Origin of the sequence: Pseudoxanthomonas daejeonensis (assembly GCF_010093205.1) — a bacterium.
GTDB lineage: Bacteria > Pseudomonadota > Gammaproteobacteria > Xanthomonadales > Xanthomonadaceae > Pseudoxanthomonas > Pseudoxanthomonas daejeonensis.
Genome location: NZ_PDWN01000011.1, coordinates 21,473 through 44,405, shown reverse-complemented (window position 1 = coordinate 44,405; position 22,933 = coordinate 21,473). Strand labels below are relative to the sequence as shown.

At 66.1% G+C, this 22,933-nt stretch carries 31 protein-coding genes; 3 read left to right on the top strand and 28 right to left on the bottom strand.

The window, feature by feature from the left end:
- The first annotated feature begins 79 nt into the window (after positions 1–79).
- Positions 80–1,486, top strand: coding sequence for a M14 family zinc carboxypeptidase (locus tag CSC65_RS11865; protein WP_162410788.1), 1,407 nt, complete (start codon positions 80–82; stop codon positions 1,484–1,486).
- Positions 1,487–1,492: 6 nt separating this feature from the next.
- Here the strand turns inward: CSC65_RS11865 and prpE are convergent, their stop codons facing one another.
- The 4 genes from prpE to CSC65_RS11845 form a co-directional block, all read right to left on the bottom strand.
- Positions 1,493–3,385, bottom strand: coding sequence for a propionate--CoA ligase (gene prpE / locus CSC65_RS11860; protein ID WP_162410787.1), 1,893 nt, complete (start codon positions 3,383–3,385; stop codon positions 1,493–1,495).
- A gap of 160 nt (positions 3,386–3,545) precedes the next feature.
- Entirely contained in the window at positions 3,546–4,532 is a 987-nt protein-coding gene (locus CSC65_RS11855) for a malate dehydrogenase (RefSeq protein WP_162410786.1), read from the bottom strand.
- Positions 4,533–4,605: 73 nt separating this feature from the next.
- On the bottom strand, positions 4,606–4,965 hold the full coding sequence (locus CSC65_RS11850; RefSeq protein ID WP_162410785.1) for a glutaredoxin family protein: 360 nt from the start codon (positions 4,963–4,965) through the stop codon (positions 4,606–4,608).
- A gap of 145 nt (positions 4,966–5,110) precedes the next feature.
- The gene (locus CSC65_RS11845; protein WP_162410784.1) at positions 5,111–5,605 is read right to left on the bottom strand and encodes a peptidylprolyl isomerase; all 495 of its coding nucleotides are present in this window, start codon (positions 5,603–5,605) and stop codon (positions 5,111–5,113) included.
- A gap of 128 nt (positions 5,606–5,733) precedes the next feature.
- On the opposite strand from CSC65_RS11845, the gene typA reads away from it, so the two are divergent.
- Both typA and CSC65_RS11835 read left to right on the top strand, forming a co-directional pair.
- Positions 5,734–7,563 carry a translational GTPase TypA gene (typA, locus tag CSC65_RS11840; protein WP_162410783.1) on the top strand — a complete coding sequence of 610 codons (1,830 nt, stop codon included), beginning with the start codon at positions 5,734–5,736 and terminating at the stop codon, positions 7,561–7,563.
- Positions 7,564–7,709: 146 nt separating this feature from the next.
- Positions 7,710–9,341, top strand: a complete 1,632-nt coding sequence (locus tag CSC65_RS11835; RefSeq protein ID WP_162410782.1) for an amidase — start codon at positions 7,710–7,712, stop codon at positions 9,339–9,341.
- Between the two features lie 12 nt (positions 9,342–9,353).
- On the opposite strand, the gene CSC65_RS11830 is transcribed toward CSC65_RS11835, so the two are convergent.
- The 24 genes from CSC65_RS11830 to rpsS all read right to left on the bottom strand — a co-directional run bounded on the left by CSC65_RS11830 (position 9,354) and on the right by rpsS (position 22,929).
- Positions 9,354–10,748, bottom strand: a complete 1,395-nt coding sequence (locus tag CSC65_RS11830; protein ID WP_162410781.1) for a class II 3-deoxy-7-phosphoheptulonate synthase — start codon at positions 10,746–10,748, stop codon at positions 9,354–9,356.
- Between the two features lie 46 nt (positions 10,749–10,794).
- Positions 10,795–11,313 (bottom strand): disulfide bond formation protein B, encoded by a 519-nt coding sequence (locus CSC65_RS11825; protein ID WP_162410780.1) that lies wholly within the window; start codon positions 11,311–11,313, stop codon positions 10,795–10,797.
- 145 nt (positions 11,314–11,458) lie between these two features.
- Positions 11,459–11,830, bottom strand: a complete 372-nt coding sequence (rplQ, locus tag CSC65_RS11820; protein WP_162410779.1) for a 50S ribosomal protein L17 — start codon at positions 11,828–11,830, stop codon at positions 11,459–11,461.
- Between the two features lie 184 nt (positions 11,831–12,014).
- Positions 12,015–13,013 (bottom strand): DNA-directed RNA polymerase subunit alpha, encoded by a 999-nt coding sequence (locus tag CSC65_RS11815; protein ID WP_162410778.1) that lies wholly within the window; start codon positions 13,011–13,013, stop codon positions 12,015–12,017.
- A 156-nt stretch (positions 13,014–13,169) separates the two neighbouring features.
- Positions 13,170–13,799 carry a 30S ribosomal protein S4 gene (gene rpsD, locus CSC65_RS11810; RefSeq protein WP_162410777.1) on the bottom strand — a complete coding sequence of 210 codons (630 nt, stop codon included), beginning with the start codon at positions 13,797–13,799 and terminating at the stop codon, positions 13,170–13,172.
- Positions 13,800–13,813: 14 nt separating this feature from the next.
- Positions 13,814–14,206: a 30S ribosomal protein S11 gene (gene rpsK, locus CSC65_RS11805; RefSeq protein WP_013535974.1), complete on the bottom strand. Its 393-nt coding sequence runs from the start codon at positions 14,204–14,206 to the stop codon at positions 13,814–13,816.
- Between the two features lie 12 nt (positions 14,207–14,218).
- Positions 14,219–14,575: a 30S ribosomal protein S13 gene (rpsM, locus tag CSC65_RS11800; RefSeq protein ID WP_162410776.1), complete on the bottom strand. Its 357-nt coding sequence runs from the start codon at positions 14,573–14,575 to the stop codon at positions 14,219–14,221.
- A 326-nt stretch (positions 14,576–14,901) separates the two neighbouring features.
- Complete coding sequence (gene secY / locus CSC65_RS11795; RefSeq protein WP_162410775.1) at positions 14,902–16,260, bottom strand: preprotein translocase subunit SecY; 1,359 nt, start codon at positions 16,258–16,260, stop codon at positions 14,902–14,904.
- 7 nt (positions 16,261–16,267) lie between these two features.
- The gene (gene rplO, locus CSC65_RS11790) at positions 16,268–16,705 is read right to left on the bottom strand and encodes a 50S ribosomal protein L15 (protein ID WP_162410774.1); all 438 of its coding nucleotides are present in this window, start codon (positions 16,703–16,705) and stop codon (positions 16,268–16,270) included.
- A gap of 10 nt (positions 16,706–16,715) precedes the next feature.
- Positions 16,716–16,907: a 50S ribosomal protein L30 gene (gene rpmD / locus CSC65_RS11785; protein ID WP_162410773.1), complete on the bottom strand. Its 192-nt coding sequence runs from the start codon at positions 16,905–16,907 to the stop codon at positions 16,716–16,718.
- Entirely contained in the window at positions 16,900–17,442 is a 543-nt protein-coding gene (gene rpsE, locus CSC65_RS11780) for a 30S ribosomal protein S5 (RefSeq protein ID WP_162410772.1), read from the bottom strand. Before rpsE ends, rpmD begins: the two co-directional genes overlap by 8 nt.
- 156 nt (positions 17,443–17,598) lie before the next feature.
- Positions 17,599–17,955 carry a 50S ribosomal protein L18 gene (gene rplR, locus CSC65_RS11775; RefSeq protein WP_162410771.1) on the bottom strand — a complete coding sequence of 119 codons (357 nt, stop codon included), beginning with the start codon at positions 17,953–17,955 and terminating at the stop codon, positions 17,599–17,601.
- A gap of 32 nt (positions 17,956–17,987) precedes the next feature.
- The gene (rplF, locus tag CSC65_RS11770; protein ID WP_162410770.1) at positions 17,988–18,515 is read right to left on the bottom strand and encodes a 50S ribosomal protein L6; all 528 of its coding nucleotides are present in this window, start codon (positions 18,513–18,515) and stop codon (positions 17,988–17,990) included.
- 16 nt (positions 18,516–18,531) lie between these two features.
- Complete coding sequence (gene rpsH / locus CSC65_RS11765; RefSeq protein WP_162410769.1) at positions 18,532–18,930, bottom strand: 30S ribosomal protein S8; 399 nt, start codon at positions 18,928–18,930, stop codon at positions 18,532–18,534.
- A gap of 184 nt (positions 18,931–19,114) precedes the next feature.
- Entirely contained in the window at positions 19,115–19,420 is a 306-nt protein-coding gene (rpsN, locus tag CSC65_RS11760) for a 30S ribosomal protein S14 (protein WP_162410768.1), read from the bottom strand.
- An 11-nt stretch (positions 19,421–19,431) separates the two neighbouring features.
- Positions 19,432–19,974, bottom strand: coding sequence for a 50S ribosomal protein L5 (gene rplE, locus CSC65_RS11755; RefSeq protein ID WP_162410767.1), 543 nt, complete (start codon positions 19,972–19,974; stop codon positions 19,432–19,434).
- An 11-nt stretch (positions 19,975–19,985) separates the two neighbouring features.
- A complete protein-coding gene (gene rplX / locus CSC65_RS11750) occupies positions 19,986–20,303 on the bottom strand; it encodes a 50S ribosomal protein L24 (protein ID WP_162410766.1) in 318 nt (105 codons plus the stop codon).
- Between the two features lie 15 nt (positions 20,304–20,318).
- On the bottom strand, positions 20,319–20,687 hold the full coding sequence (rplN, locus tag CSC65_RS11745) for a 50S ribosomal protein L14 (RefSeq protein WP_052630536.1): 369 nt from the start codon (positions 20,685–20,687) through the stop codon (positions 20,319–20,321).
- A 14-nt stretch (positions 20,688–20,701) separates the two neighbouring features.
- Positions 20,702–20,968 (bottom strand): 30S ribosomal protein S17, encoded by a 267-nt coding sequence (rpsQ, locus tag CSC65_RS11740; RefSeq protein WP_162410765.1) that lies wholly within the window; start codon positions 20,966–20,968, stop codon positions 20,702–20,704.
- Positions 20,969–20,980: 12 nt separating this feature from the next.
- On the bottom strand, positions 20,981–21,169 hold the full coding sequence (gene rpmC, locus CSC65_RS11735) for a 50S ribosomal protein L29 (RefSeq protein WP_162410764.1): 189 nt from the start codon (positions 21,167–21,169) through the stop codon (positions 20,981–20,983).
- Positions 21,169–21,582 carry a 50S ribosomal protein L16 gene (rplP, locus tag CSC65_RS11730; protein ID WP_162410763.1) on the bottom strand — a complete coding sequence of 138 codons (414 nt, stop codon included), beginning with the start codon at positions 21,580–21,582 and terminating at the stop codon, positions 21,169–21,171. Before rplP ends, rpmC begins: the two co-directional genes overlap by 1 nt.
- A 5-nt stretch (positions 21,583–21,587) precedes the next feature.
- Complete coding sequence (gene rpsC / locus CSC65_RS11725; protein ID WP_162410762.1) at positions 21,588–22,313, bottom strand: 30S ribosomal protein S3; 726 nt, start codon at positions 22,311–22,313, stop codon at positions 21,588–21,590.
- A gap of 1 nt (position 22,314) precedes the next feature.
- Positions 22,315–22,650 carry a 50S ribosomal protein L22 gene (rplV, locus tag CSC65_RS11720; RefSeq protein WP_162410761.1) on the bottom strand — a complete coding sequence of 112 codons (336 nt, stop codon included), beginning with the start codon at positions 22,648–22,650 and terminating at the stop codon, positions 22,315–22,317.
- Between the two features lie 12 nt (positions 22,651–22,662).
- On the bottom strand, positions 22,663–22,929 hold the full coding sequence (gene rpsS / locus CSC65_RS11715; protein WP_162410760.1) for a 30S ribosomal protein S19: 267 nt from the start codon (positions 22,927–22,929) through the stop codon (positions 22,663–22,665).
- Between the last annotated feature and the right edge of the window lie 4 nt (positions 22,930–22,933).

The following is a 22,933-nucleotide window of genomic DNA, read 5'->3' as shown; positions in this document are numbered from 1 at the left end:
TCATGCATCGCGCACTGTTGTTTGACATCGCCGCGGACCGGAACCACCCTGCCCCACCGCTCCCATGGTGACGCCGACAATGTCCAAGGCCCGCGCTTTCGTCTTGCTCCAGACCCTGGCCGCGTGCATCGCGCCTGCGCTCGCGGCGGACGCGGCCACCACGCCCGCGATCGAATCCGCGCCGGTCCCGCCGCCACCGGCCTGGCTGGCCGGGGTCGATGCGATGTACGACGGGCTGCGCGTGCCGGGGCTGGAACGGCGTGATTTCAGCGGATCCGGCAGCGGCGCCGATGGTCCGGAACACTGGTGGCAGGTCGCCACCCCGCTGCTTGGCACCGGCGCCGGTTTCCGCGTCGAGGAGATCGGCCGCAGCGCCGAAGGCCGCCCGCTCCGCCACGTGCGCTGGGGCAAGGGCAAGACTCCCGTGCTGCTGTGGTCGCAGATGCATGGCGACGAAAGCACCGGCTCGATGGCGCTGGCCGACCTGTTCCGCTTTCTCGGCGAGCACCCGGATCATCCGGTAACGCAGCGCCTGCGTGCGAGCACCACGCTGCACTTCATGCCCATGGTGAACCCGGACGGTGCGGCGCGCTTCCAGCGGCGCAACGCGCAGGGCATCGACCTCAACCGCGACGCGCGCATGCTCGCCACGCCCGAGGCGCGCGCGCTGAAGGCGCTGTTCGATCGCGTGCAACCGGCGTACGGCTTCAACCTGCACGACCAGCAGCCGGGATACCGCGTCGGCGACTCCGCGCGCGGCACAGCGATCGCCCTGCTCGCACCGCCGTCGGGTCCGACCAACACGGTCGACCCGACCCGCGCGCGCGCGATCGAGGTAGCCGCGAGCATCCGCATCGCGCTGGAACCCTACATCGCCGGCCACCTGGCGCGCTGGGACGATACCTTCAACCCGCGCGCCTTCGGCGACCTCACCGCGCAGTGGGGCAGCAGCACGATCCTGATCGAGGCCGGCGCGATCGAAGGCGATCCGCAGAAGCAGCAATTGCGCAAGCTGTACTTCGTCGGCCTGCTCGCGGCGCTGGACAGCATCGCCAGCGGCAGCCATGTCGGCGTGCCGCACGCGCTGTACCGGGAACTGCCTGAGAACGGCGATCCCTGGTCCGACCTGCGCATCGACGGCGGCACGCTGGCGATCCCCGGGCAGCCGCACGCACGCGCGGACCTGCTGCTGGAGTTCGGCGACCCGCTGGCCTGGCGCGGCGGCAGCATCAAGGACATCGGCGATTTGAAGGAAAGGCCCGCACGCAGGACTGTCGACGCCCGCGGCCTGTTCATCGTGCCGGCCATGCAGCGCGCGCCGAGCACGACTGCCGGTGCTGCCGAAGCCCCCGAGACACCGTGTCGCATCGAGATCGATGCCCCGGCCTGCTTCTTCCTCGCCCGCGACCCGCAAGGCCGCGACCGGGTGTGGTCGCCGGACGACATCGATCCGGCGACCGTGCCGTCGCACGACGCGGGTCGCTGACCCGGATCAGCTGCCCGCGTCCGCGCCCCGCTCCAGCGCGCGCTTCACTTCCTCCAGCGCGTTGGGGTCGTCGAGCGTGGACAGGTCGCCCGGATCGCGGTGTTCGGCCAGCGCCTGCAACGAGCGCCGCAGCAGCTTGCCGGAGCGCGTCTTGGGTAGTGCGTTGACGACGTAGACGCGCGAAGGACGCGCGACCGCGCCGAGCTGTTCGGTCACGGTGCGCATCATCTGCGCGGCGGATTCGGCCGGGTCGCCGTCGCTGCGCCTGAGCGTGGCGAACACGACCGGAACCTGGCCCTTCAGCTCGTCGTGCACGCCGATGACGGCCGCCTCGGCCACGGCCGGATGGCTGGAGACCGATTCCTCGATCTCGCGCGTGCCCAGGCGGTGGCCGGCGACGTTGATCACGTCGTCGGTGCGGCCGAGGATGAAGGTGTAGCCGTCGTCGTCGCGGATCGCCCAGTCCAGCGAGCTGTACAGCAGCTCCTTGAAGTGGCCGAAGTAGCTGGCGATGAAGCGATCATCATTGCCCCACACCGTGGTCAGGCAGCCAGGCGGCAATGGCGGCTGGATCGCCAGCACGCCTTTCTCACCGGGACCGACGTCGAGCCCGGTGGCCTCGTCGATCACCCGCAGCCGGTAGCCAGGCGAAGGCAGGCCCGGCGAGCCGAGCTTGACCGGTTTCATCTCCACGCCGGGCATCAGGGTCAGCACCGGCCAGCCGGTCTCGGTCTGCCAGTAGTTGTCGATCACGGTCTTGCCCAGCGCACCGGTGATCCAGTCGGCAGTCGGCTCGTCCAGCGGCTCGCCGGCCAGGAACAGGTACTGCAGCTGCGAAAGGTCATAGCGCCGCAGCCACTCCGGGTCCTGCTTCTTCAGCACGCGCACCGCGGTGGGCGAGGAGAACATGGTGCGCACGCCATAGCGCTCGCAGATCTTCCACCAGATGCCCGGGTCGGGCGAAGTCGGCAGGCCTTCGTAGAGGATCGAGGTGGCGCCTGCGATCAGCGGCCCGTAGACGTTGTACGAATGCCCCACTACCCAGCCGATGTCGGAGGTGGAGAACATCACCTGGCCGGGACGGATGTCGTAGATCGACCACATCGACAACGCCAGCGCCACCGCGTAGCCGCCGACGTCGCGCTGCACGCCCTTGGGCTTTCCGGTGGTGCCGGACGTGTAGAGGATGTAGCTGGGCTCGTTGGATTCCAGCCACGCCACCGGCACTTCGGCGTTGGCGTGGACTTCGCGCAGCGGGCCGTACTCCAGGTCGCGACCGGGCTGCATCGGCAGTTCGCCGGCCAGGCCGCGGTTGACCACCAGCACGTGCACCGGTGGATGCGCCGCCAGCGCCAGCGCCTCGTCGACCATCGGCTTGAACGGGATCACCTTGCCGCCGCGCATGCCGGCATCGGCGCAGACCAGCACCGTCGGCCGCGCGTCGTCGATGCGCAGCGCCAGGTTGTGCGAGGCGAAGCCGCCGAACACCACCGAATGCACCGCACCGATGCGCGCGCAGGCGAGCATCGCGATGGCCGCGTCGACGGTGTGCGGCATGTAGATGACCACCCGGTCGCCGGTGCCCACGCCCAGCGAATGCAGCGCGGCGGCGAACGTGTTCACTTCGCGGTGGAGCTGGCGGTACGTCAGCTCGCGGACGTTGCCGGTCTCGCTGGACCAGCCCACCAGCGCGAGCTGGTCGCCACGTTCGGCCAGATGCCGGTCGACCGCGTTGTGGCACAGGTTGGTGGTACCGCCGCAGAACCAGCGCCGGAACGGCGGCCGCTCGTACTCCAGGATCGTCCGTGGCGGCACCTTCCAGTCGATGGCGGTCGCCGCTTCGGCCCAGAACGCCTCCGGCTGTTCGATCGAACGCCGGTACAGGTCTTCGTAGCGCATGGCAGTGTCCCCTCCGAGGGATGGACCGAGCATAGTCCCGCCCCCTGCCCCGAGCCTTGCGACCTTGGTCGAAAACCACCGCCGAAAACGGAAAAGGCCGGGAAATCCCGGCCTTTTCGTTGCCTACAGGTTGATCGTCCAGATCAACCCATGGCGCGCATCAGCCCAGCAGGTGGGCGACGCCGCTGCGCTCTTCTTCCAGCTCGGCCAGGGTCTTGTCGATGGCGGCCTGGCTGAACGCGTCGACGGGCAGGTCGCGCACGCGGGTGTAGGTGCCGTTCTCGGTGGTCACCGCGACGCCGAAGATCACGCCTTCCGGGATGCCGTAGGAACCGTCCGACGGAACGCCCATGGTGACCCACTTGCCGTTGCTGCCCAGCACCCAGTCATGGATGTGGTCGATGGCGGCATTGGCGGCCGAGGCGGCCGAGGACAGGCCGCGGGCTTCGATGATCGCCGCGCCGCGCTTGCCGACCTTCGGGATGAAATCGTTGGCGTTCCAGTCGGCGTCGTTGATCTTGTCCTTCAGCGACACGCCATTGGCGGTGGCGAAGCGGTAGTCCGGGTACATGGTCGGGCTGTGGTTGCCCCACACCACCAGCTTCTCGATGTCGCCCACGGCCACGCCGGCCTTGGCGGCCAGCTGGCTCAGCGCGCGGTTGTGGTCCAGGCGCAGCATGGCGGTGAAGTTCTCCGGCTTCAGGTCCGGCGCCGACTTCATCGCGATGTAGGCGTTGGTGTTGGCCGGGTTGCCGACCACCAGGACCTTGACGTCGCGGCTGGCGACCTTGTTCAGCGCCGCGCCCTGGGCGGTGAAGATCTTCGCGTTCTCCAGCAGCAGGTCCTTGCGCTCCATGCCCGGGCCGCGCGGACGCGCGCCGACCAGCAGGGCCACGTCGGCGTCCTTGAAGGCCACTTCCGGGTCGTCGGTGCCGACCACGCCGGCCAGCAGCGGGAACGCGCAGTCCTCCAGCTCCATGATCACGCCCTTGAGCGCGGCCTGGGCCTTGTCCAGCGGCAGCTCGAGCAGCTGCAGGATCACCGGCTGGTCCTTGCCGAGCATCTCGCCGGAAGCGATGCGGAACAGCAGGGCGTAGCCGATCTGGCCGGCGGCGCCGGTGACGGCAACTCGAACGGGGGTCTTCATCGGTGGGGAGGTCCTTCGTGGGTGCGGTATGTCGCGTGGGGGGATGCGGACCGCGCGGGCGGCGCCGCGCAGGTTAATAGACGTCGTAGCCCAGCGGGGCCAGTCTTTGGTCCAATGCCGCGGTGTCGTAGCCACGGACCACGGCCTGGCCGACCACGGTCACCGGCACGCCGCGCGCGCCCAGGGCGCGCATGGCGCGGGCACCGGCTTCGGTATCGATGTCCAGGACCCGGTAACGGACCTCGGCGCGCTCGAAATCGCCCTGCTGCTTGCGACAGTAGCCGCACCACTCGGCGGCGAGCATGACGATGCCGGCCTCGCCGGTGGCGATCCGCGGGTCGTCCGGATGCAGTTCCGGCTGCCGGTCCTTGGACCACCAGGCGGAGAGCCCGCCGGCAAGGCCGACGATCAGCAGGAATCCGAGGATGCGCATGGGATCGGGTCGGGGGCCAGCCACGCGGGGCGCGGACTGATCAGGGGCGGGACGGGTCAGGAGCCGGCGATTTTATCACGCGGCCCCTTCTGCACCGGTCCGGCGGTCCGCTCACGCGGAACCGCCGGACCCGGTCGAGCGCGACTCAGGCGCTCAGGTGGCGGTTCCACTCGGCGACGCGGTCGGCGTTGGCCGCCAGCACCGCCGCGGTGTCGCCCTCGATCTTCACCGAGGTGAGCGCATCGCCCTGGGCGACGGCATCGACCGCATCCAGGCCCTCGATCACCTTGCCGAACACGGTGTGGCGGCCGTCCAGCCACGGGGTGGCCACGTGGGTGATGAAGAACTGGCTGCCGTTGGTGTTCGGGCCGGCATTGGCCATGGACAGCACGCCGCGCTCGTGGCCGACGCCATTGCTGGTCTCGTCCTCGAAGCGGTAGCCCGGACCGCCGCGGCCGGAGCCCTCGGGGCAGCCGCCCTGGATCATGAAATCCGGGATTACGCGGTGGAAATTGAGGCCGTCGTAGAAGCCGCGCTGGGCCAGGTTGACGAAATTGGCCACGGTCAGCGGCGCCTTCTCGGGCAGCAGTTCGACCTTGATGACGCCCTTGGCGGTGTCGAAGGTGGCGGTCAGGCTCATGTATTCAGCTCCAGATGCCCGGAGGGGGCGATTGATTGGTTATAATAGCGCGCTTCCTTTCGTCCCCTCCCCGCGCCTTGCCCCTTCGAAGGGGGTACCTGGGTGCGTTTTCACGATCCCAGAATCCAATGTCTATCGAAAAACTGCGCAATATCGCCATCGTCGCCCACGTCGACCATGGCAAGACCACTCTGGTCGACCAGCTGCTGAAGCAGTCGGGCACCCTGTCCGAACGCACCGTGCTGGCCGAGCGCGTGATGGACAGCAATGACCAGGAAAAGGAACGCGGCATCACCATCCTGGCCAAGAACACTGCCATCACCTGGCAGGACAACCGGATCAACATCGTCGACACCCCCGGCCACGCCGACTTCGGCGGTGAGGTCGAGCGCGTGCTGTCGATGGTGGACACCGTGCTGATCCTGGTCGACGCGATGGACGGCCCGATGCCGCAGACGCGCTTCGTGACCCAGAAGGCGTTCGCGATGGGCTTCAAGCCGATCGTGGTCATCAACAAGGTCGACCGCCCCGGTTCGCGCCCCGAATGGGTCGTGGAGCAGGTGTGGGACCTGTTCGACCGTCTGGGCGCCACGCCCGAGCAGATGGACTTCCCGATCGTCTACGCGTCGGCGCTGAACGGCTACGCGGGCCTGGAAGACTCGGTGCGCTCCGGCGACATGACCCCGCTGTACGAAGCGATCATGCAGCACGCGCCCAAGCCGGAAGTGGACCCGGACGGCCCGTTCCAGATGCGCATCAGCCAGCTGGACTACAACAGCTTCGTCGGCGTCATCGGCATCGGCCGCATCCAGCGCGGCACGCTCAAGAAGAACATGCCGGTTGCGATCATCGACCGCGAAGGCAAGAAGCGCCAGGGCAAGGTCCTGCAGGTGCTGGGCTTCATGGGCCTGGAGCGGATCGAGCAGGAAACGGCCGAGGCCGGTGACATCGTCGCCATCTCCGGCATCTCCGAGCTGACCATCTCCGACACCGTCTGCGCGCTGGATTTCCCCGAGGCGCTGCCGGCGCTGACCGTCGACGAGCCGACCATCTCGATGACCTTCCAGGTCAACAACTCGCCGTTCGCAGGCAACAAGGACCTGTCCGGCGGCAAGTTCCTGACCAGCCGCCAGCTCAAGGACCGCCTGGACCGCGAGAAGGTGCACAACGTCGCGCTCAAGGTCGAGCAGCTGGAAGACGCCGACAAGTTCCTGGTCTCCGGCCGTGGCGAGCTGCACCTGTCGGTGCTGATCGAGAACATGCGCCGCGAAGGCTACGAGCTGGCCGTGTCGCGCCCGGAAGTGATCATCAAGGAAATCGACGGCCAGCTGATGGAGCCGATCGAGCAGCTTGTCGTCGACGTGGAGGAAATCCACCAGGGCGGCGTGATGGAAAAGCTGGGCACCCGCAAGGCGCAGCTGAAGAACATGGAATCGGACGGCAAGGGCCGCGTGCGCCTGGACTATGAAATCCCGGCGCGTGGCCTGATCGGCTTCCAGAACGAGTTCAAGACCCTGACCCAGGGTTCGGGCCTGCTGTTCCACGTGTTCGACCACTACGGTCCGAAGGAACAGGGCTCGATCGCCAAGCGCATCAACGGCGTGATGATCGCCAACGCGCCGGGCGCCACGCCGGCCTACGCGCTGGGCCCGCTGGAAGAGCGCGGCCGCCTGTTCGCCGCCGAAGGCGACAACGTGTACGAGGGCCAGCTGGTCGGCATCCATTCCAAGGACAACGACCTGACCGTCAACGCGATCAAGACCAAGCCGCTGACCAACATGCGCGCTTCGGGCAAGGACGACGCGATCAAGCTGACCCCGGCGATCAAGTTCTCGCTGGAGCAGGCGCTGGATTTCATCGAGGACGACGAGCTGGTCGAAGTCACCCCGAAGGAAATCCGCCTGCGCAAGAAGCAGCTGACCGAGAGCGACCGCAAGCGCGCCTCGCGCGCCGCCTGATTCGCGGGCACCCGCGCCTGACCGGCGCGGGGCGATCGGTTCTCACAGGACGCCGGCCTCGTGCCGGCGTCCTGCGTTTGGGGGCCCGGTTTGCCAAGGCGCGAACGCAGTCGTAGGCTTCGGTGGCAGCTCCCGGGGAGAACTGGATGCAACGTCTGACCGCATGGCTGGCCGCGGCAGCCCTGTGCTGTACCACCTCCGCCTGCCGACCCGATCCGGAGGTGCCCGCGCCGCCGTCGCCGCCGGTGGCGGACGACTTCGCCTACGCCGAGGTCGGCATCGTAGACCTGCAGGCATCGATGGCGCGTGGCGAGACCAGCAGCCATGCCCTGGTCGAGGCGTACCTGGCACGAATCATCGCGCTCGATCGCAACGGGCCCAAGCTCAACGCCGTGATCGAACTCAATCCCCTCGCCCGCCGCGAGGCATCGGCGCTCGATGCCGAGCGTGCCGCCGGCCGCCTGCGCGGACCGCTGCATGGCATCCCGGTCCTGATCAAGGACAACATCGACGCCACGCCGATGGTGACCAGCGCCGGCTCGCTCGCGCTGGCCGGCTTCCGGCCCGGCAGCGACGCCTTCCTGGTCAAGCGGCTGCGCGAAGCCGGCGCGGTGATCCTGGGCAAGACCAACCTCAGCGAGTGGGCGAATTTCCGTTCGACCCGTTCCACCTCGGGCTGGAGTTCCATCGGCGGGCAGACGCGCAATCCGTATGCGCTCGACCGCTCGCCCTGCGGCTCCAGCTCCGGCACGGCGGTGGCCGTGGCCGCCAACCTGGCAGTGGTCGGGGTCGGCACCGAAACCGATGGAAGCATCCTCTGCCCGGCCGCGATGAATGGACTGGTCGGGCTGAAGCCCACGGTCGGGCTGGTCAGCCGCGACGGCATCGTGCCGATTTCCAGCAGCCAGGACACGGCAGGGCCGATGACGCGCAGCGTCGAGGACGCCGCACTGCTCCTGGCGGCGATCGCCGGTCGCGACCCGGAAGATCCGGTGACGGCCGACAACAGCGTGCTGTCCACGTTCGATTTCGCCGAGCAGTTGCGCCGCGGCGACCTGCGTGGCGTGCGGATCGGGCTGCTGCGCGACCGCCTGTCGATCTCGCCGGAAGTGGCCGAAGCCACGGAGCGCGCCATTGGCGCCATGCGCGATGCCGGCGCGATCGTCGTCGACACACGCATCCCGACCCAGGGCCAATGGGACGACGACGAACTGGAAGTCCTGTTGACCGAATTCCGGCCGGGGCTTGAGCGTTACCTGCAGCGTAGCCAGGCCCCCGTCAGGACCCTCGATGCATTGATGGAATACAACCGCCTGCATGCGTCGCAGGTCATGCCGCTGTTCGGGCAGGAACTGTTCGAACAGGCGTCGCGCCGGGAAGGGCTGGCTTCGCCGGCCTACATCGCCGCGCGCATGCGCGCGCGCCGCGCCGCCGGCGCCGAAGGCATCGACGCCGCATTGCGCAGCGGTCCGTTCGACGTTCTGGTCGCACCGACCACCGGCGTGGCCTGGCTGATCGATCCCACGCAGGGCGACCGTTTCCCCGGCGAAGGCTACGGTGCTGCGGCGGTGGCCGGGTATCCGGCACTGACCGTGCCGATGGGCCACAGCAACGGGTTGCCGTTGGGCCTGGTGTTCATGGGTCCTGCCTGGAGCGAGGCGCGGCTGCTGCGGATCGGCTACGCCTACGAGCAGCTGACCCAGGCACGCCAGCCGCCGACCTTCCGCGCAAGCGCGGGGGCGCCCACCGGCGGGGCCGGCAGGCACGCGGCCCACTGACCGCGGTTCGCCTCAGACCCGGGCGTCGCTCTGGCGCTGGCCCTGCTTGCGCACGATCGCCATGGCGATCTCGAGTGATTGCTCGTAATTCAGGCGTGGGTCGACGCTGGACCGATAGGCGCGCTCGAGATCCACTTCGGTCAGCTCGCGCGCACCGCCCGTGCACTCGGTGACGTCCTCGCCGGTCAGCTCCAGGTGCACGCCACCCAGGCGCGTGCCCGCGGCCGCGTGCAGATCGAACGACTGCTCCACCTCGCCCAGGATGTTGGCAAAGCGTCGCGTCTTGTACCCGTTCGCGGTGCTTTCGGTGTTGCCGTGCATGGCATCGCACACCCACAGCACGCGCCGACCGTCGCGGCGCACCGCGTCGAGCAGTGGCGGCAGCTTCTGCGCGATCTGCGCCGCGCCCATGCGGTGGATGAAGGTCAGCCGCCCCGGCTCGTCGTCCGGATTGAGCACATCCATGAGGCGCAGCAACTGGTCCGGCTGCACCGACGGGCCGACCTTGATCGCGACCGGGTTGCGGATACCGCGGAAGTACTCGACGTGCGCGCCATCGAGCGCAGCCGTGCGCATGCCGATCCACGGGTAATGCGTGGACAGGTTGAACCAGCCCCACTGCCGCGGCACCTGCCGGCTCAGCGCTTCCTCGTACGGCAGCAGCAGCGCTTCGTGCGAAGTATAGAAGTCGATCCGGTTGAGGTTGTGCACCTCTGCGCCGGCGAGCGTCTCCATGAAACGCACGGCGTCGCCGATGGAGTTCACCATCTTCTGGTAATCCTCGGCGAGCGGCGAGCAGCCGACCCAGTTCAGGCTCCAGTATTCCGGGTGGTGCAGGTCGGCGAAGCCGCCATCGATCAGCGCGCGGACGAAATTCATCGTCATCGCAGAGCGCGCGTGCGCCGTCAGCATGCGTTGTGGATCCGGAACGCGCGCCGCGGCGGTGAACTCTGGCCCGTTGACCACATCACCGCGGTAGCTGGGCAGGCTGACCTCACCTCGCGTCTCCACGTCGGCCGAGCGCGGCTTGGCGTACTGCCCGGCGAAGCGGCCCACGCGCACCACCGGCAGGCGCAGTCCATGCACCAGCACCAGGCTCATCTGCAGCAGTACCTTGAGCCGGTTGGAGATGGTGCCCGACTCGCAGTCGCTGAAGTTCTCGGCGCAGTCGCCCCCCTGCAACAGGAAACGCTTGCCCTCCTGTGCCTCGGCGATCTGCTTCTTCAGCGCGAAGATCTCCCACGAGGTCACCAGCGGAGGCAACTGGCCCAGTTCGGCCAGCGCGCGCTGCAGCGCATCCGCATCCGGATACTGGGGCAACTGCAGCGCCGGTCGCGTGCGCCAGCTGCCGGGCGACCAGCCCTCGGCGAGGTTGACGGGATGCAGGGTGCGTTCGGGCGTGCTCATGGGGATTGTCTGGCTTGTAGAAGGAGCGATTGGAACGGAGGGTGCTTCAGAGGCGGCTGCGGCCCTTTCGGCGCTTGAACGCGGCGAACAAACCCCAGGCACCGAGCATCAGGAAGCCGATCAGGCTCCACACCGGCATGCTCATCCCGAACAGGGTCCAGTCCACGTCGCCGCAATTGCCGCTGCCGGTCAGCACCTTGCGCACCAGCTCGAACGGGCCCAGGGTTTCCTGCAGGAACGAAAGCGGCGGCCCACAGGAAGGCGCCAGTTCCGGTGGCAGCGTCTGCAACCAGACATGTCGACCGGCGATTCCGATGCCGACCAGAGAGGCGGCAAGCACCAGGACACCATAGAAGCCGCGGGCACCGGACGAGCGCGGCGCATGCAGGCCGCCGACCAGGAACACCAGCGCCAGCGCGGCGAACGCAATCCGCTGGAAGATGCAAAGGGGGCACGGTTCCAGTCCGTCATACAGCTGGGTCTTGATCGCGTAGAGCAGTAATGCAACGCAACCGAGGAAACCGGCAAGGAACTGCGCGCGGAAACTCCAGTGGAGAGGATTCATTGGCGGTACGGGCCCGGCGTCGATGGTGAATACCCGATTATTCCGCATCCGGGCCGGCAGCGGTAATCGTGCCGCCTGAAACGAAAAACCCCGACACGTGGCCGGGGTCTTCGTTCATCCCTGCCGCAGGGCGGCGTCGGGATTCTTACTCGGCCGCCTGCGGGCGGTCGACCAGTTCGACATACGCCATCGGCGCGTTGTCGCCGGCGCGGAAGCCGCACTTCAGGATGCGCAGGTAGCCACCCGGACGCGCCTGGTAGCGCGGGCCCAGCATGGTGAACAGGTTGCCGACGGCTTCCTTGTCACGCAGGCGGGCGAACGCCAGACGGCGGGTGGCGACGCTGTCGACCTTGGCCAGGGTGATCAGCGGCTCTGCGATGCGACGCAGTTCCTTGGCCTTCGGCAGGGTGGTCTTGATCAGTTCGTGCTTGAACAGCGAGGCAGCCATGTTCTTGAACATCGCTTCGCGGTGGGCACTGGTGCGGCTGAACTTGCGGCCGGCTTTCTGGTGACGCATGGTCGTGATTCCTGATGAATGTCGTGTCGGTTGTGGTTCGCTGTCGCCATCTTGGCGGTGGAGCTGTGGACTGCGCTGGTCCGATCCGGCATCCCTGTCCGGAGAGTCGCCGCAGGCCTTCAGGCTCGTCGGCGCCGAAACGTTCCCGCATCACGGTGGATGCGGGAACGGTGGTGCGTGCTGCTTAACCGAGCATGCCGTGGGCGGCAACGCCGGCCGGCGGCCAGTTCTCGAGCTTCATGCCGAGGGACAGGCCACGCTGCGCGAGGACTTCCTTGATCTCGGTGAGCGACTTCTTGCCCAGGTTCGGGGTCTTGAGCAGCTCGACCTCCGTCTTCTGGATCAGGTCGCCGATGTAGTAGATGCTCTCGGCCTTGAGGCAGTTGGCCGAACGCACGGTCAGCTCAAGGTCGTCGATCGGACGCAGCAGCACCGGATCCACGCCCGTCGGAGCAGCCTTGGCTGCGCCGCGATCGCGGTGGGTGAAGTCGCCGAACACCGACAGCTGGTCGCTGAGGATGTCGGCGGCGGTGCGCACGGCTTCCTCGGCGTCGATCGTGCCGTTGGTCTCGATATCGATGACCAGCTTGTCCAGGTCGGTACGCTGTTCGACGCGCGCGGCTTCGACCGCGTAGGCGACGCGGCGGACCGGCGAGAACGTCGCGTCCAGCATCAGGCGGCCGATCGTGCGGGTTTCTTCATCAGGACGACGACGGGCGGTGGCCGGCTGGTAGCCGAAGCCGCGCTCGATCTTCAGGCGCATGTTCAGCGCCGTGTCCTTGGTCAGGTGGCAGATCACGTGGTCGACGTTGAGGATCTCGACGTTGTGGTCGGTCTTGATGTCACCCGCGGTGACAACGCCCGGACCCTGCTTGGACAAGCTCAGGGTGGCGCTCTCGCCGTTGTGCATGCGGATGGCGACATCCTTCAGGTTGAGAAGGACTTCCAGCACGTCCTCCTGCAGACCTTCGACCGTGGTGTACTCGTGCAGCACGCCGTCGATCTCGACCTCGGTAACCGCGAAGCCCGGGATCGAGGACAGCAGGACGCGGCGCAGCGCGTTGCCCAGCGTGTGGCCATAGCCACGCTCGAGCGGTTCGATCACGATCTTGGCGCGATTGTCGGTGAGGCGTTCGATCTGCGGTCCGCGGGGACGCAGGACCTGGTTGGCGGTAACCGTCATGTTGCGGATTCTCCTGCAGTGAGCCGACGATCAGGGAACCGCCGGCTCTGGCTTGTGACCCCGTCATCCGGGGACGGCCGGAAGGCGGGGCAACGCGATCCGGCCGGGGTGTGGAATACGGCGCCGCGCCCGCAAGGGCGCGGCGGCCAGCCACTGTTACTTCGAGTACAGCTCGATGATCAGCGCTTCGTTGATGTCTGCCGGCAGGTCGGCCCGATCCGGGACGGCCTTGAACACGCCAGCGAACTTCTTCGCGTCGACTTCGATCCACGACGGGGTGGTGTCGTGCTGCTCGGCGACGGTCAGGGCTTCCTGGACGCGCAGCTGCTTCTGCACCTTCTCGGACAGGGCGATCGCATCGCCCGCCTTGACCTGGTACGAAGGCAGGTTCACCGGCTTGCCGTTGACCAGCACGCCACGGTGGCTGACCAGCTGGCGCGCCGACGGACGCGTGACCGCAAAACCCATGCGGTAGACGACGTTGTCCAGGCGGGTTTCCAGCAGCTGAAGCAGGTTCTCGCCGGTGTTGCCCTTCTTGGTCGAGGCCTTCTTGTAGTAATTGCGGAACTGACGCTCCAGCAGGCCGTAGATACGCTTGACCTTCTGCTTCTCGCGCAGCTGGGTGGCGTAGTCGGACAGCTTGCCTTTGCGGGCAGTCGCGCCGTGCTGGCCGGGCTTCTGCTCCAGCTTGCACTTGGAGTCCAGCGCACGGGCCGGGCTCTTGAGGGAAAGGTCGGCGCCTTCGCGGCGCGCGAGCTTACAGGTAGGACCGATATAACGAGCCATTTCTTATCGCCCCTTTAGACGCGACGCTTCTTCGGCGGACGGCACCCGTTGTGCGGGATTGGCGTCACGTCGATGATGTTGGTGATCTTGTAGCCCACATTGTTCAGCGAGCGGACGGCGGATTCACGACCCGGGCCCGGCCCCTTGATGCGGACCTCCAGCGACTTCACGCCGTAATCGAGAGCGGCCTTGCCGGCCTTCTCGGCGGCGACCTGCGCTGCGAACGGGGTCGACTTGCGCGAACCGCGGAAACCCGCGCCGCCCGAAGTGGCCCACGACAGTGCGTTGCCCTGGCGATCGGTGATGGTAACGATGGTGTTGTTGAAAGAAGCATGGACGTGAGCGATGCCGTCGGTGACGACGCGCTTGATCTTCTTCTTCGTTTTGGCTGCTGCCGGCTTTGCCATGATCGGTATCCCTTACTTCCTGATTGCCTTGCGCGGTCCCTTGCGGGTGCGGGCATTGGTGCGGGTGCGCTGACCGCGCAGGGGCAGGCCACGACGGTGACGCAGGCCGCGGTAGCAGCCCAGGTCCATCAGACGCTTGATGGCGATGCCGATCTCGCGACGCAGGTCGCCTTCGACCACGTACTTGCCGACTTCGGCGCGCAGGCGCTCGACGTCCGGCTCGGACAGGTCACGGATCTTGGTGTTGGAAGCCACGCCAGCGGCCTCGCAAACCTTCTTCGAACGGGTGCGGCCAATGCCGAAAATGCTCTGCAACCCCACCCAGACGTGCTTCTGGGTCGGCAGGTTGACGCCTGCAATACGCGCCATGACGCGATCTCCAAACTTGAGGGTCGGCACGCGCGCAGGCACGCCCGACAGGATGTTCAAAAAGTGAACTGCGAATTCTATCAATGTCCCGGATTACATGGAAGCCCAAGACCTGAAGGTCTTGAACCACGGCATGGGGAGTGTGCCCATGCTCCGGCGCCGGACTCTGCTGGCCGAACCGGTTTCCCGGCCCTGCCGTCCGCGCTACTCCAGCGCGGCACCGCATCGTCTCACCCGCGCGCGAGACGTCGCACGGGCCGCCCATTTGGATGATCCGGTTGTACCGGATGCCGGCGGAATGGGTCCGCCGGACTGGAATCTATGGTTCAGCCCCGGGCCAGACCGCCGCCGCGAGAGCCGCCCTTCAGGTTGGCCTTCTTCAACAGGCTCTCGTACTGGTGGGACATCAGGTGGGCCTGGATCTGAGCGATGAAGTCCATCACCACGACCACCACGATCAGCAGCGAGGTGCCGCCAAAGTAGAAAGAGGTGCCAAGCTGGGTGCGCATCACTTCGGGCAGCAGGCAGACGATGACCAGGTAGGCAGCGCCCGCAGCCGTCAGCCGCGTCAGCACGCCATCGATGTAGTCCGCGGTCGCCTTGCCAGGCCGGATGCCCGGGATGAGCGCACCGGACTTCTTCAGGTTGTCGGCCGTTTCCTGCGAGTTGAACACCAGCGCCGTATAGAAGAACGCGAACCCGGTGATCAGCGCAGCGAACACGATCATGTGCAGCGGCTCGCCCGGACCCAGCGCATTGGATACCCGCTGCAACCAGGTCGCCTGGGTTGCCTGACCGGACCACATGCTCAGCGTGGCTGGGAACGCCAGGATGCTGGAAGCGAAGATCGCCGGGATCACGCCCGCCATGTTGAGCTTGAGCGGCAGGAACGAGGTCTGGTTCATGTACGCATTGCGTCCGCCTTGGCGACGCGCGTAGTTGACCGTGATCCTGCGCTGTCCGCGCTCGACGAACACGACGAACCAGGTAAACAGCAGGACCACTGCGACGATCAGCAGCAGCGCCAGGAAGTTCATGCTGCCGCTGCGGTAGGCCTCGACCGTCTGGATGACCGCCGACGGCAGGCCCGCGACGATACCGGCGAAGATGATCAGCGAAACACCATTGCCGATGCCGCGCTCGGTGACCTGTTCACCCAGCCACATCAGGAAGATGGTGCCTGCAGTCAACGCCACGACCGCGGTGAGCACGAAACCCATGCCTGGGCTGTACACGACCGGCACGCCACCCGGGGCGCTCTGGTTCTGCAGGGCCAGGGCGATGCTGCCACCCTGCACCACCGCCAGCAGCACCGCGCCGACGCGCGAGTACTGGGTGATCTTGCGCCGACCGGACTCACCTTCCTTCTGCAGCGCCTTGAGCGCCGGGAAGATGTGGACTGCCAGCTGCATCACGATCGATGCCGAGATATACGGCATCACATTCAGCGCGAAGATGCTGAAACGGTGCAGGGCGCCGCCCGAGAACATGTTGAACATGTCCACGATGCCGCCACCCTGCGCCTGCATCATCGCCAGCATGGCATCGGGATTGACGCCCGGCACCGGGATGAAGCAACCGATGCGGTAGACGACCAATGCTCCCAACACGAACAACAGGCGCTGGCGCAGTTCAGTGAACTTGCCCAGGCCGCTGCCGAGATTGCCGATACCAGCTTGCGCCATATGCCGCTTACTCCTCGATGCTGCCGCCGGCGGCTTCGATCGCGGTCTTGGCACCCGCGGTCGCCTGTACGCCCTTGATGGTCAGCTTGCGCGAAAGCTCGCCCTTCTTGACGATCTTGGCGCGCTTGGCCGTGCTAGGCACGAGCTTGGCTGCCTTCAGCGTGGCGAAATCGACGGTGTCACCTTCGATCAGCGCCAGCTTGTACAGCAGCACCTCGGCGGTGTCCTTGGCCGTCTTCGAACGGAAGCCGATCTTGGGCAGACGACGCTGCATCGGGGTCTGGCCGCCTTCGAAGCCAGCCTTGATCTTGCCCTTGCCGGAACGGGCAAACGAACCCTTGTGGCCGCGACCGGCGGTCTTGCCCAGCCCCGAGCCGATACCACGACCGACGCGGGTACGTTCCTGGCGGGCGCCCTCTGCGGGCTTGAGAGTATTCAGACGCATGGGATTCTCCTTACTCCTCGACCCGCACCAGATAGTGCAGCTGGTTGATGAGGCCGCGCACCTGAGGACTGTCCTTAAGTTCGCGCACGTCATTGAGCTTGTTCAGGCCCAGGGCCTTCACCGACAAGCGGTGACGGGCCTGGGTGCCGCGCAGGCCGCGCACCAGGCGCACCTTGACGGTCTTGTTGGACTCGTTAGCCATTGAGGAGTTCCTCCGCCTTCTTGCCGCGCTTGGCCGCGATGCGGGTCGGCGACTGCATGGCTTCCAGGCCCGCCAGGGTGGCGCGGACCAGGTTGATCGGGTTGCGCGAACCCACGGCCTTGGCCAGCACGTTCTTCACGCCCACCGCCTCGAGCACGGCGCGCATCGCGCCACCGGCGATGACGCCGGTACCCTCGGAAGCCGGCTGCATGAACACGCGAGCCGCGCCGTGGCCGGCCTTGACCGGGTGCCACAGGGTGCCGTTGTTCAGGTCGACGGTGAGCATGCCCTTGCGCGCATACTCCATCGACTTCTGGATGGCGACCGGCACTTCACGCGCCTTGCCATAACCGAAGCCGACCTTGCCGTCGCCGTCACCGACCACGGTCAGCGCCGTGAAGGTGAACTGGCGACCGCCCTTGACGGTCTTGCTGACGCGGTTGACCGCGACCAGCTTCTCGATCATGCCATCGTCGACTTTCTCTTCGCGGTTGCGGTCGCGATCGCGACCCCGCTGCTGACGCTCTTCTGCCATTTCGAATTCCTTGATTGTATGGGTATGTACGGCTCGTGGCCGCTTATGGTTGTGGTCTGGAGCAGTGCAGCGTCATGCATCCACATAAGGGACGCAGCGCCCGGCGCAACCCGCGCCGGCGGTCAAGTCGAGCCGCCCGAAGGCGACCCGCGTGGATCAGAACTGCAGGCCGCCCTCGCGGGCCGCGTCGGCCAGCGCCTTGATGCGGCCGTGGTAGCGGTAGCCCGAGCGATCGAAAGCGATCTTCTCGATGCCCGCGGCCTTGGCCCGCTCGGCGATCAGGCGGCCGACCTTGGTCGCGGCCTCGCTGTTCTTGCCGTTCTTCAGGCCGTCCTTGACGTCGGCCTGCAGCGTGTTGGCAGCAGCGATAACCTGCGCGCCATCGGCGGTGAACAGCTGTGCATACAGGTGCTGGCCGGTGCGCAGCACCGACAGGCGCGGCACGCCGAGCTTGCGGATGTGTGCGCGGGTGGACTTGGCACGGCGCAGGCGCGCGTCGTTCTTGATGCTCATGTTCGTTTCCTCTAGAAGCTGAAGTGCCCTGATTAGGCCTTCTTGGCTTCCTTGCGAATGATGACTTCGTCGGAGTACTTCACGCCCTTGCCCTTGTACGGCTCCGGCTTGCGGTACGCGCGGATCTTGGCGGCAACTTCGCCCACCAGCTGCTTGTCCGCGCCCTGGACCAGGATTTCGGTCTGGGTCGGGGTGGTGATGGTGATGCCTTCCGGCGCCACGTACACGACCGGGTGCGAGAAGCCGAGCGACAGGCTCAGGTCCTTGCCCTGCATCGCGGCGCGGTAACCCACGCCCACCAGCTCGAGCTTGCGCTCGAAACCGTCGGAAACGCCCTTGACCATATTGGCCAGGATGGCACGCACGGTGCCGGTCAGCGGCAGCAGCGCAGGATCGTTGGCCGACAGCACGGCAGTGCCGTCTTCGACGACGATTTGCACGCCGGTCGGCTTGGCCAGCGACAGGGTGCCCTTCGGGCCCTTCGCGCTCACGCTCTCCGGCTGGATATTCAGTTCGACGCCCTTGGGCAGGGAAATCGGCTTCTTGGCTACGCGGGACATGTCGTAACTCCTTCGCTTAGGCCACGTAGCACAGGACTTCACCGCCGACGCCGGCGCGACGCGCCTGCGCATCGGTCATGATGCCCTGGGAGGTGGAGATGATGGCCACGCCGAGGCCGCCGAGGACCTTCGGGAGCTCGCTCTTGCCGCGGTACAGGCGCAGACCCGAACGCGATGCGCGCTTGATCTGGTCGATGACCGGACGGCCTTCGAAGTACTTCAGCACGATCTCGAGTTCGGCCTTGTTGTTCTCGGCCTGGACGACGCGCAGGTCCGAGATGTAGCCCTCATCCTTCAGGACGGTGGCAATGGCGACCTTGATCTTGGACGACGGCAGCTTCACCGTCTGCTTGCCAACGGCGGCCGCATTCTTGATGCGGACCAGCATGTCGGCGATGGGATCAGTCATGCTCATGAGTGGTTCCTTGAGTGCACCGATATCCGCTTTCGCGAAAATCTAGATTGTCCTGGAGAGGCCAGGGCCTTTACCGCACACCCGGACGGGCCGAGGGAAGCGCGGAAGTATAGCGGAAAAACCGGCCATGGGGCCGGTCAATCCGGTTTCGCAAGCGAGGGGCGAACGGGCCGCCCCTGCGCTATTACCAGCTGGCCTTGCGCAGGCCCGGCACGTCGCCGCGCATGGTGGCTTCGCGCAGCTTGTTACGGCCCAGGCCGAACTTGCTGTACACGCCACGCGGGCGGCCGGACAGCTCGCAGCGGTTGCGCTGGCGGCTCGGCGAGGAGTCGCGCGGCAGCTTCTGCAGCTTGACCACCGCATCGGCCTTCTCGTCGTACGAGGCGGTCGTGCTGGCGATGACGGCCTTCAGGGCGTCACGCTTGGCCGCGTACTTCTTGGCCAGCTTTTCCCGCTTTACGTCGCGGTTGACCATCGAGGTCTTTGCCATGTGTCTAGCCCTTAATTACGGAACGGGAACTTGAACGCCTCGAGCAGCGCCTTGGCTTCTGCGTCGGTCTTGGCGGTCGTGGTGATGGCGATATCCATGCCGCGGATCGCGTCGACGGCGTCGAAGTCGATTTCCGGGAAGATGATCTGTTCCTTCACGCCCATGTTGAAGTTGCCACGGCCGTCGAACGAACGACCCGACACGCCGCGGAAGTCGCGAACGCGCGGCAGCGACACGCTGATCAGACGGTCCAGGAACTCGAACATCTGGTGGCGGCGCAGGGTGACCTTGCAGCCGATCGGCCAGCCGTCGCGGATCTTGAACGACGCCACCGAGACGCGAGACTTGGTCGTCACCGGCTTCTGGCCAGTGATCTTGGCCAGGTCGGCGACGGCGTTCTCAAGCACCTTCTTGTTGGTCGCCGCCTCGCCCACGCCCATGTTCAGCGTGATCTTGACGAGCTTGGGCACTTCCATCGGATTGGTGTAACCGAACTTCTCCATGAGAGCCGGTACAACCTGTTCCTTGTAGATCTTTTCGAGCCGCGTGGTCATTGCTTCATTCCTCAGGCGTCAATCGCCTCACCACTGGAGCGGAACACACGCAATTTGCGTCCATCCTCCAGGACCTTGAACCCGATGCGCTCGCCCTTGCCGGTGGCAGGATTGAGCGGCATCACATTTGAAATGTGGATCGAGGCTTCACGCTCGACCACGCCGCCGGCGACGCCCGCCTGCGGATTCGGCTTGGTGTGCCGCTTGACCAGGTTGATGTTGGAAACGACCACACGGTCGCCATCCACGCGAACAACCTCGCCCTGCTTGCCCTTGTCCTTGCCGGTCGTGACGACCACCTGGTCGCCCTTCTTGATACGGTTTGCCATGTCTGCTTCCTCCGCTCAGAGCACTTCAGGCGCGAGCGAGACGATCTTCATGAACTTCTCGGAACGCAGCTCACGGGTTACCGGTCCGAAGATACGGGTACCGATCGGCTCCTGCTTGTTGTTCAGCAGGACGGCTGCGTTGCCATCGAAGCGGATCAGCGAGCCGTCAGCGCGGCGCACACCCTTGCGAGTACGGACCACGACAGCGTCGTAGACCTCACCCTTCTTGACCTTGCCGCGCGGGATCGCGTCCTTCACGGTCACCTTGATGATGTCACCGATGCCCGCGTAACGGCGCTTGGAACCGCCGAGCACCTTGATGCACATCAGTTCCTTGGCACCGGAGTTGTCGGCGACGTCGAGGTAGCTCTGCATCTGGATCATGATTCAGATCTCCCTTATTCGGCCGCGCGGGTGACGATTTCAACCACGCGCCAGTTCTTGGTCTTGGACAGCGGCGCGATCTCGGTCACGCGCACCACGTCGCCTTCGTTGCAGCTGTTGTCCGCATCGTGGGCGTGGAGCTTGGTCGAGCGCTTGATGTACTTGCCGTACAGCGCGTGCTTGACCTGACGCTCGACCAGAATGGTCACCGTCTTGTCCATCTTGTTGCTGATCACGCGGCCTTCGACCGTGCGCAGCGTCTTGTTTTCGTTGTCGCTCATCGCTGCAATCCCTTACTGGTTGCTGCCGAGCAGGGTCTTCACGCGAGCAATCTCGCGGCGCACCTGGCGGGTTTCGTGGGTCTTGGACTGCTGACCGGTCGCACGCTGCATACGCAGGGAGAACTGCTCCTTGCGCAGGTCCAGAAGGTGGGCCTTCAGCTGGTCGGCAGACTTTTCGCGGAGTTCGTTGATCGTAGCCATTAGCGCACCGTGCGGGTCACGAAGGTGGTGGTGACCGAGAGCTTGGCTGCCGCCAGGCGGAAAGCCTCGCGCGCCTGGTCCTCCGGCACTCCCTCGATTTCATAGATCATGCGGCCGGGCTGGATCTGGGCCACCCAGTACTCGACGTTACCCTTGCCCGAGCCCATGCGGACTTCGATCGGCTTCTGGGTAATCGGCTTGTCCGGGAAGACACGGATCCACATCTTGCCGCCACGCTTGACGTAACGGCTGATGGTGCGGCGCGCTGCCTCGATCTGGCGGGCGGTCAGGCGGCCGAAATCGGTCGCCTTCAGGCCGTACTCGCCGAAGGACACGGCGTTGGCGCTCCAGCTCAGGCCATCGTTACGGCCCTTGAACTGCTTGCGGAACTTGGTTCGCTTGGGTTGCAACATCGCCGTTACCTCGCTTCACGTGCAGGACGGGAGGGGCGTTCGCGATCGCTGCGCTCGGGGCGCGGCGAAGCGTCTTCCTGCTTCTCCTGTCCGACCTGGGAGAAGTCGAAGACCTCGCCCTTGTAGACCCATACCTTGATGCCGATGACACCGTAGGTGGTGTGCGCCTCGGCGAAGCCGTAGTCGATGTCCGCACGCAGGGTGTGCAGCGGGACGCGGCCTTCGCGGTACCACTCCGAACGGGCGATCTCTGCACCGTTGAGGCGGCCGGCGACATTCACCTTGATGCCGAGGGCACCCAGGCGCATCGCATTGCCCACGGCGCGCTTCATCGCACGACGGAACATGATGCGGCGCTCAAGCTGCTGGGCGATCGACTCGGCAACCAGCTGCGCGTCGAGTTCCGGCTTGCGGACCTCGGTCACGTTGATGTGCGCCGGGACGCCCATCATCGCGCTGACTTCCTTGCGCAGCTTCTCGATGTCTTCGCCGCGCTTGCCGATCACCACGCCCGGGCGGGCGGTGTGGATCGTGACGCGCGCAGTCTTAGCCGGACGCTCGATCAGGATCTTGCTGATCCCGGCCTGCGCCAGCTTCTTGCGCAGCATCTCGCGCACCTTCAGGTCGGCCGCCAGGTACTGGGCGTACTCGCCCTTGTCGGCGTACCACTTGGAATTCCAGTCCTTGGCGATGCCAAGGCGGATGCCGATGGGATGAACTTTGTGACCCATATTACTTGCCCTCTCCCACGACGACGGTGATGTGGCTGGTCCGCTTCAGGATGCGGGTGCCGCGACCCTTCGCACGCGCCATGAAGCGCTTCAGCGAGGGACCCTCGTCGACCATGATGGTCTTGACCCTGAGTGCGTCGACGTCGGCACCCTGGTTGTTCTCGGCGTTGGCAATTGCAGACTCGACCACCTTCTTGATGAGGGCGGCGGCCTTCTTGTCCGAGAACTTCAGCAGGTTGACGGCGCGTTCGGCCGGCAGCCCGCGCACCTGGTCGGCGACCAGGCGGGCCTTCTGCGGGGAGATGCGCGCGGTGCGCAGGATGGCTTTCGCTTCCATGGTCATCTCTCCTTACTTCGACTTCTTGTCGCCGCCGTGACCCTTGAAGGTCCGGGTGACAGCGAATTCGCCAAGCTTGTGGCCGACCATGTTCTCGTTAACGAGCACCGGGACATGGTTCTTGCCGTTATGCACAGCGATGGTGAAACCCACCATGTCCGGCAGGATCATGGAACGGCGCGACCAGGTCTTGATCGGCTTCTTGGAGCCGCCCGCAGTCTCCACCTTCTTGACGAGGTGGTGATCGACGAACGGGCCTTTCTTGAGGGAACGTGGCATGGTC

Bases quoted from the DNA above. Each gene is read 5' to 3' on its own strand.
- CSC65_RS11865 (WP_162410788.1), top strand. From the start codon at position 80: ATGTCCAAGGCCCGCGCTTTCGTCTTGCTCCAGACCCTGGCCGCGTGC.
- prpE (WP_162410787.1), bottom strand. From the start codon at position 3,385: ATGCGCTACGAAGACCTGTACCGGCGTTCGATCGAACAGCCGGAGGCG.
- CSC65_RS11855 (WP_162410786.1), bottom strand. From the start codon at position 4,532: ATGAAGACCCCCGTTCGAGTTGCCGTCACCGGCGCCGCCGGCCAGATC.
- CSC65_RS11850 (WP_162410785.1), bottom strand. From the start codon at position 4,965: ATGCGCATCCTCGGATTCCTGCTGATCGTCGGCCTTGCCGGCGGGCTC.
- CSC65_RS11845 (WP_162410784.1), bottom strand. From the start codon at position 5,605: ATGAGCCTGACCGCCACCTTCGACACCGCCAAGGGCGTCATCAAGGTC.
- typA (WP_162410783.1), top strand. From the start codon at position 5,734: ATGTCTATCGAAAAACTGCGCAATATCGCCATCGTCGCCCACGTCGAC.
- CSC65_RS11835 (WP_162410782.1), top strand. From the start codon at position 7,710: ATGCAACGTCTGACCGCATGGCTGGCCGCGGCAGCCCTGTGCTGTACC.
- CSC65_RS11830 (WP_162410781.1), bottom strand. From the start codon at position 10,748: ATGAGCACGCCCGAACGCACCCTGCATCCCGTCAACCTCGCCGAGGGC.
- CSC65_RS11825 (WP_162410780.1), bottom strand. From the start codon at position 11,313: ATGAATCCTCTCCACTGGAGTTTCCGCGCGCAGTTCCTTGCCGGTTTC.
- rplQ (WP_162410779.1), bottom strand. From the start codon at position 11,830: ATGCGTCACCAGAAAGCCGGCCGCAAGTTCAGCCGCACCAGTGCCCAC.
- CSC65_RS11815 (WP_162410778.1), bottom strand. From the start codon at position 13,013: ATGACGGTTACCGCCAACCAGGTCCTGCGTCCCCGCGGACCGCAGATC.
- rpsD (WP_162410777.1), bottom strand. From the start codon at position 13,799: ATGGCTCGTTATATCGGTCCTACCTGTAAGCTCGCGCGCCGCGAAGGC.
- rpsK (WP_013535974.1), bottom strand. From the start codon at position 14,206: ATGGCAAAGCCGGCAGCAGCCAAAACGAAGAAGAAGATCAAGCGCGTC.
- rpsM (WP_162410776.1), bottom strand. From the start codon at position 14,575: ATGGCGCGTATTGCAGGCGTCAACCTGCCGACCCAGAAGCACGTCTGG.
- secY (WP_162410775.1), bottom strand. From the start codon at position 16,260: ATGGCGCAAGCTGGTATCGGCAATCTCGGCAGCGGCCTGGGCAAGTTC.
- rplO (WP_162410774.1), bottom strand. From the start codon at position 16,705: ATGCGTCTGAATACTCTCAAGCCCGCAGAGGGCGCCCGCCAGGAACGT.
- rpmD (WP_162410773.1), bottom strand. From the start codon at position 16,907: ATGGCTAACGAGTCCAACAAGACCGTCAAGGTGCGCCTGGTGCGCGGC.
- rpsE (WP_162410772.1), bottom strand. From the start codon at position 17,442: ATGGCAGAAGAGCGTCAGCAGCGGGGTCGCGATCGCGACCGCAACCGC.
- rplR (WP_162410771.1), bottom strand. From the start codon at position 17,955: ATGAGCATCAAGAACGACGCGCGCCTGCGCCGTGCCAAGTCCACCCGC.
- rplF (WP_162410770.1), bottom strand. From the start codon at position 18,515: ATGTCCCGCGTAGCCAAGAAGCCGATTTCCCTGCCCAAGGGCGTCGAA.
- rpsH (WP_162410769.1), bottom strand. From the start codon at position 18,930: ATGAGCATGACTGATCCCATCGCCGACATGCTGGTCCGCATCAAGAAT.
- rpsN (WP_162410768.1), bottom strand. From the start codon at position 19,420: ATGGCAAAGACCTCGATGGTCAACCGCGACGTAAAGCGGGAAAAGCTG.
- rplE (WP_162410767.1), bottom strand. From the start codon at position 19,974: ATGACCACGCGGCTCGAAAAGATCTACAAGGAACAGGTTGTACCGGCT.
- rplX (WP_162410766.1), bottom strand. From the start codon at position 20,303: ATGGCAAACCGTATCAAGAAGGGCGACCAGGTGGTCGTCACGACCGGC.
- rplN (WP_052630536.1), bottom strand. From the start codon at position 20,687: ATGATCCAGATGCAGAGCTACCTCGACGTCGCCGACAACTCCGGTGCC.
- rpsQ (WP_162410765.1), bottom strand. From the start codon at position 20,968: ATGAGCGACAACGAAAACAAGACGCTGCGCACGGTCGAAGGCCGCGTG.
- rpmC (WP_162410764.1), bottom strand. From the start codon at position 21,169: ATGGCTACGATCAACGAACTCCGCGAAAAGTCTGCCGACCAGCTGAAG.
- rplP (WP_162410763.1), bottom strand. From the start codon at position 21,582: ATGTTGCAACCCAAGCGAACCAAGTTCCGCAAGCAGTTCAAGGGCCGT.
- rpsC (WP_162410762.1), bottom strand. From the start codon at position 22,313: ATGGGTCACAAAGTTCATCCCATCGGCATCCGCCTTGGCATCGCCAAG.
- rplV (WP_162410761.1), bottom strand. From the start codon at position 22,650: ATGGAAGCGAAAGCCATCCTGCGCACCGCGCGCATCTCCCCGCAGAAG.
- rpsS (WP_162410760.1), bottom strand. From the start codon at position 22,929: ATGCCACGTTCCCTCAAGAAAGGCCCGTTCGTCGATCACCACCTCGTC.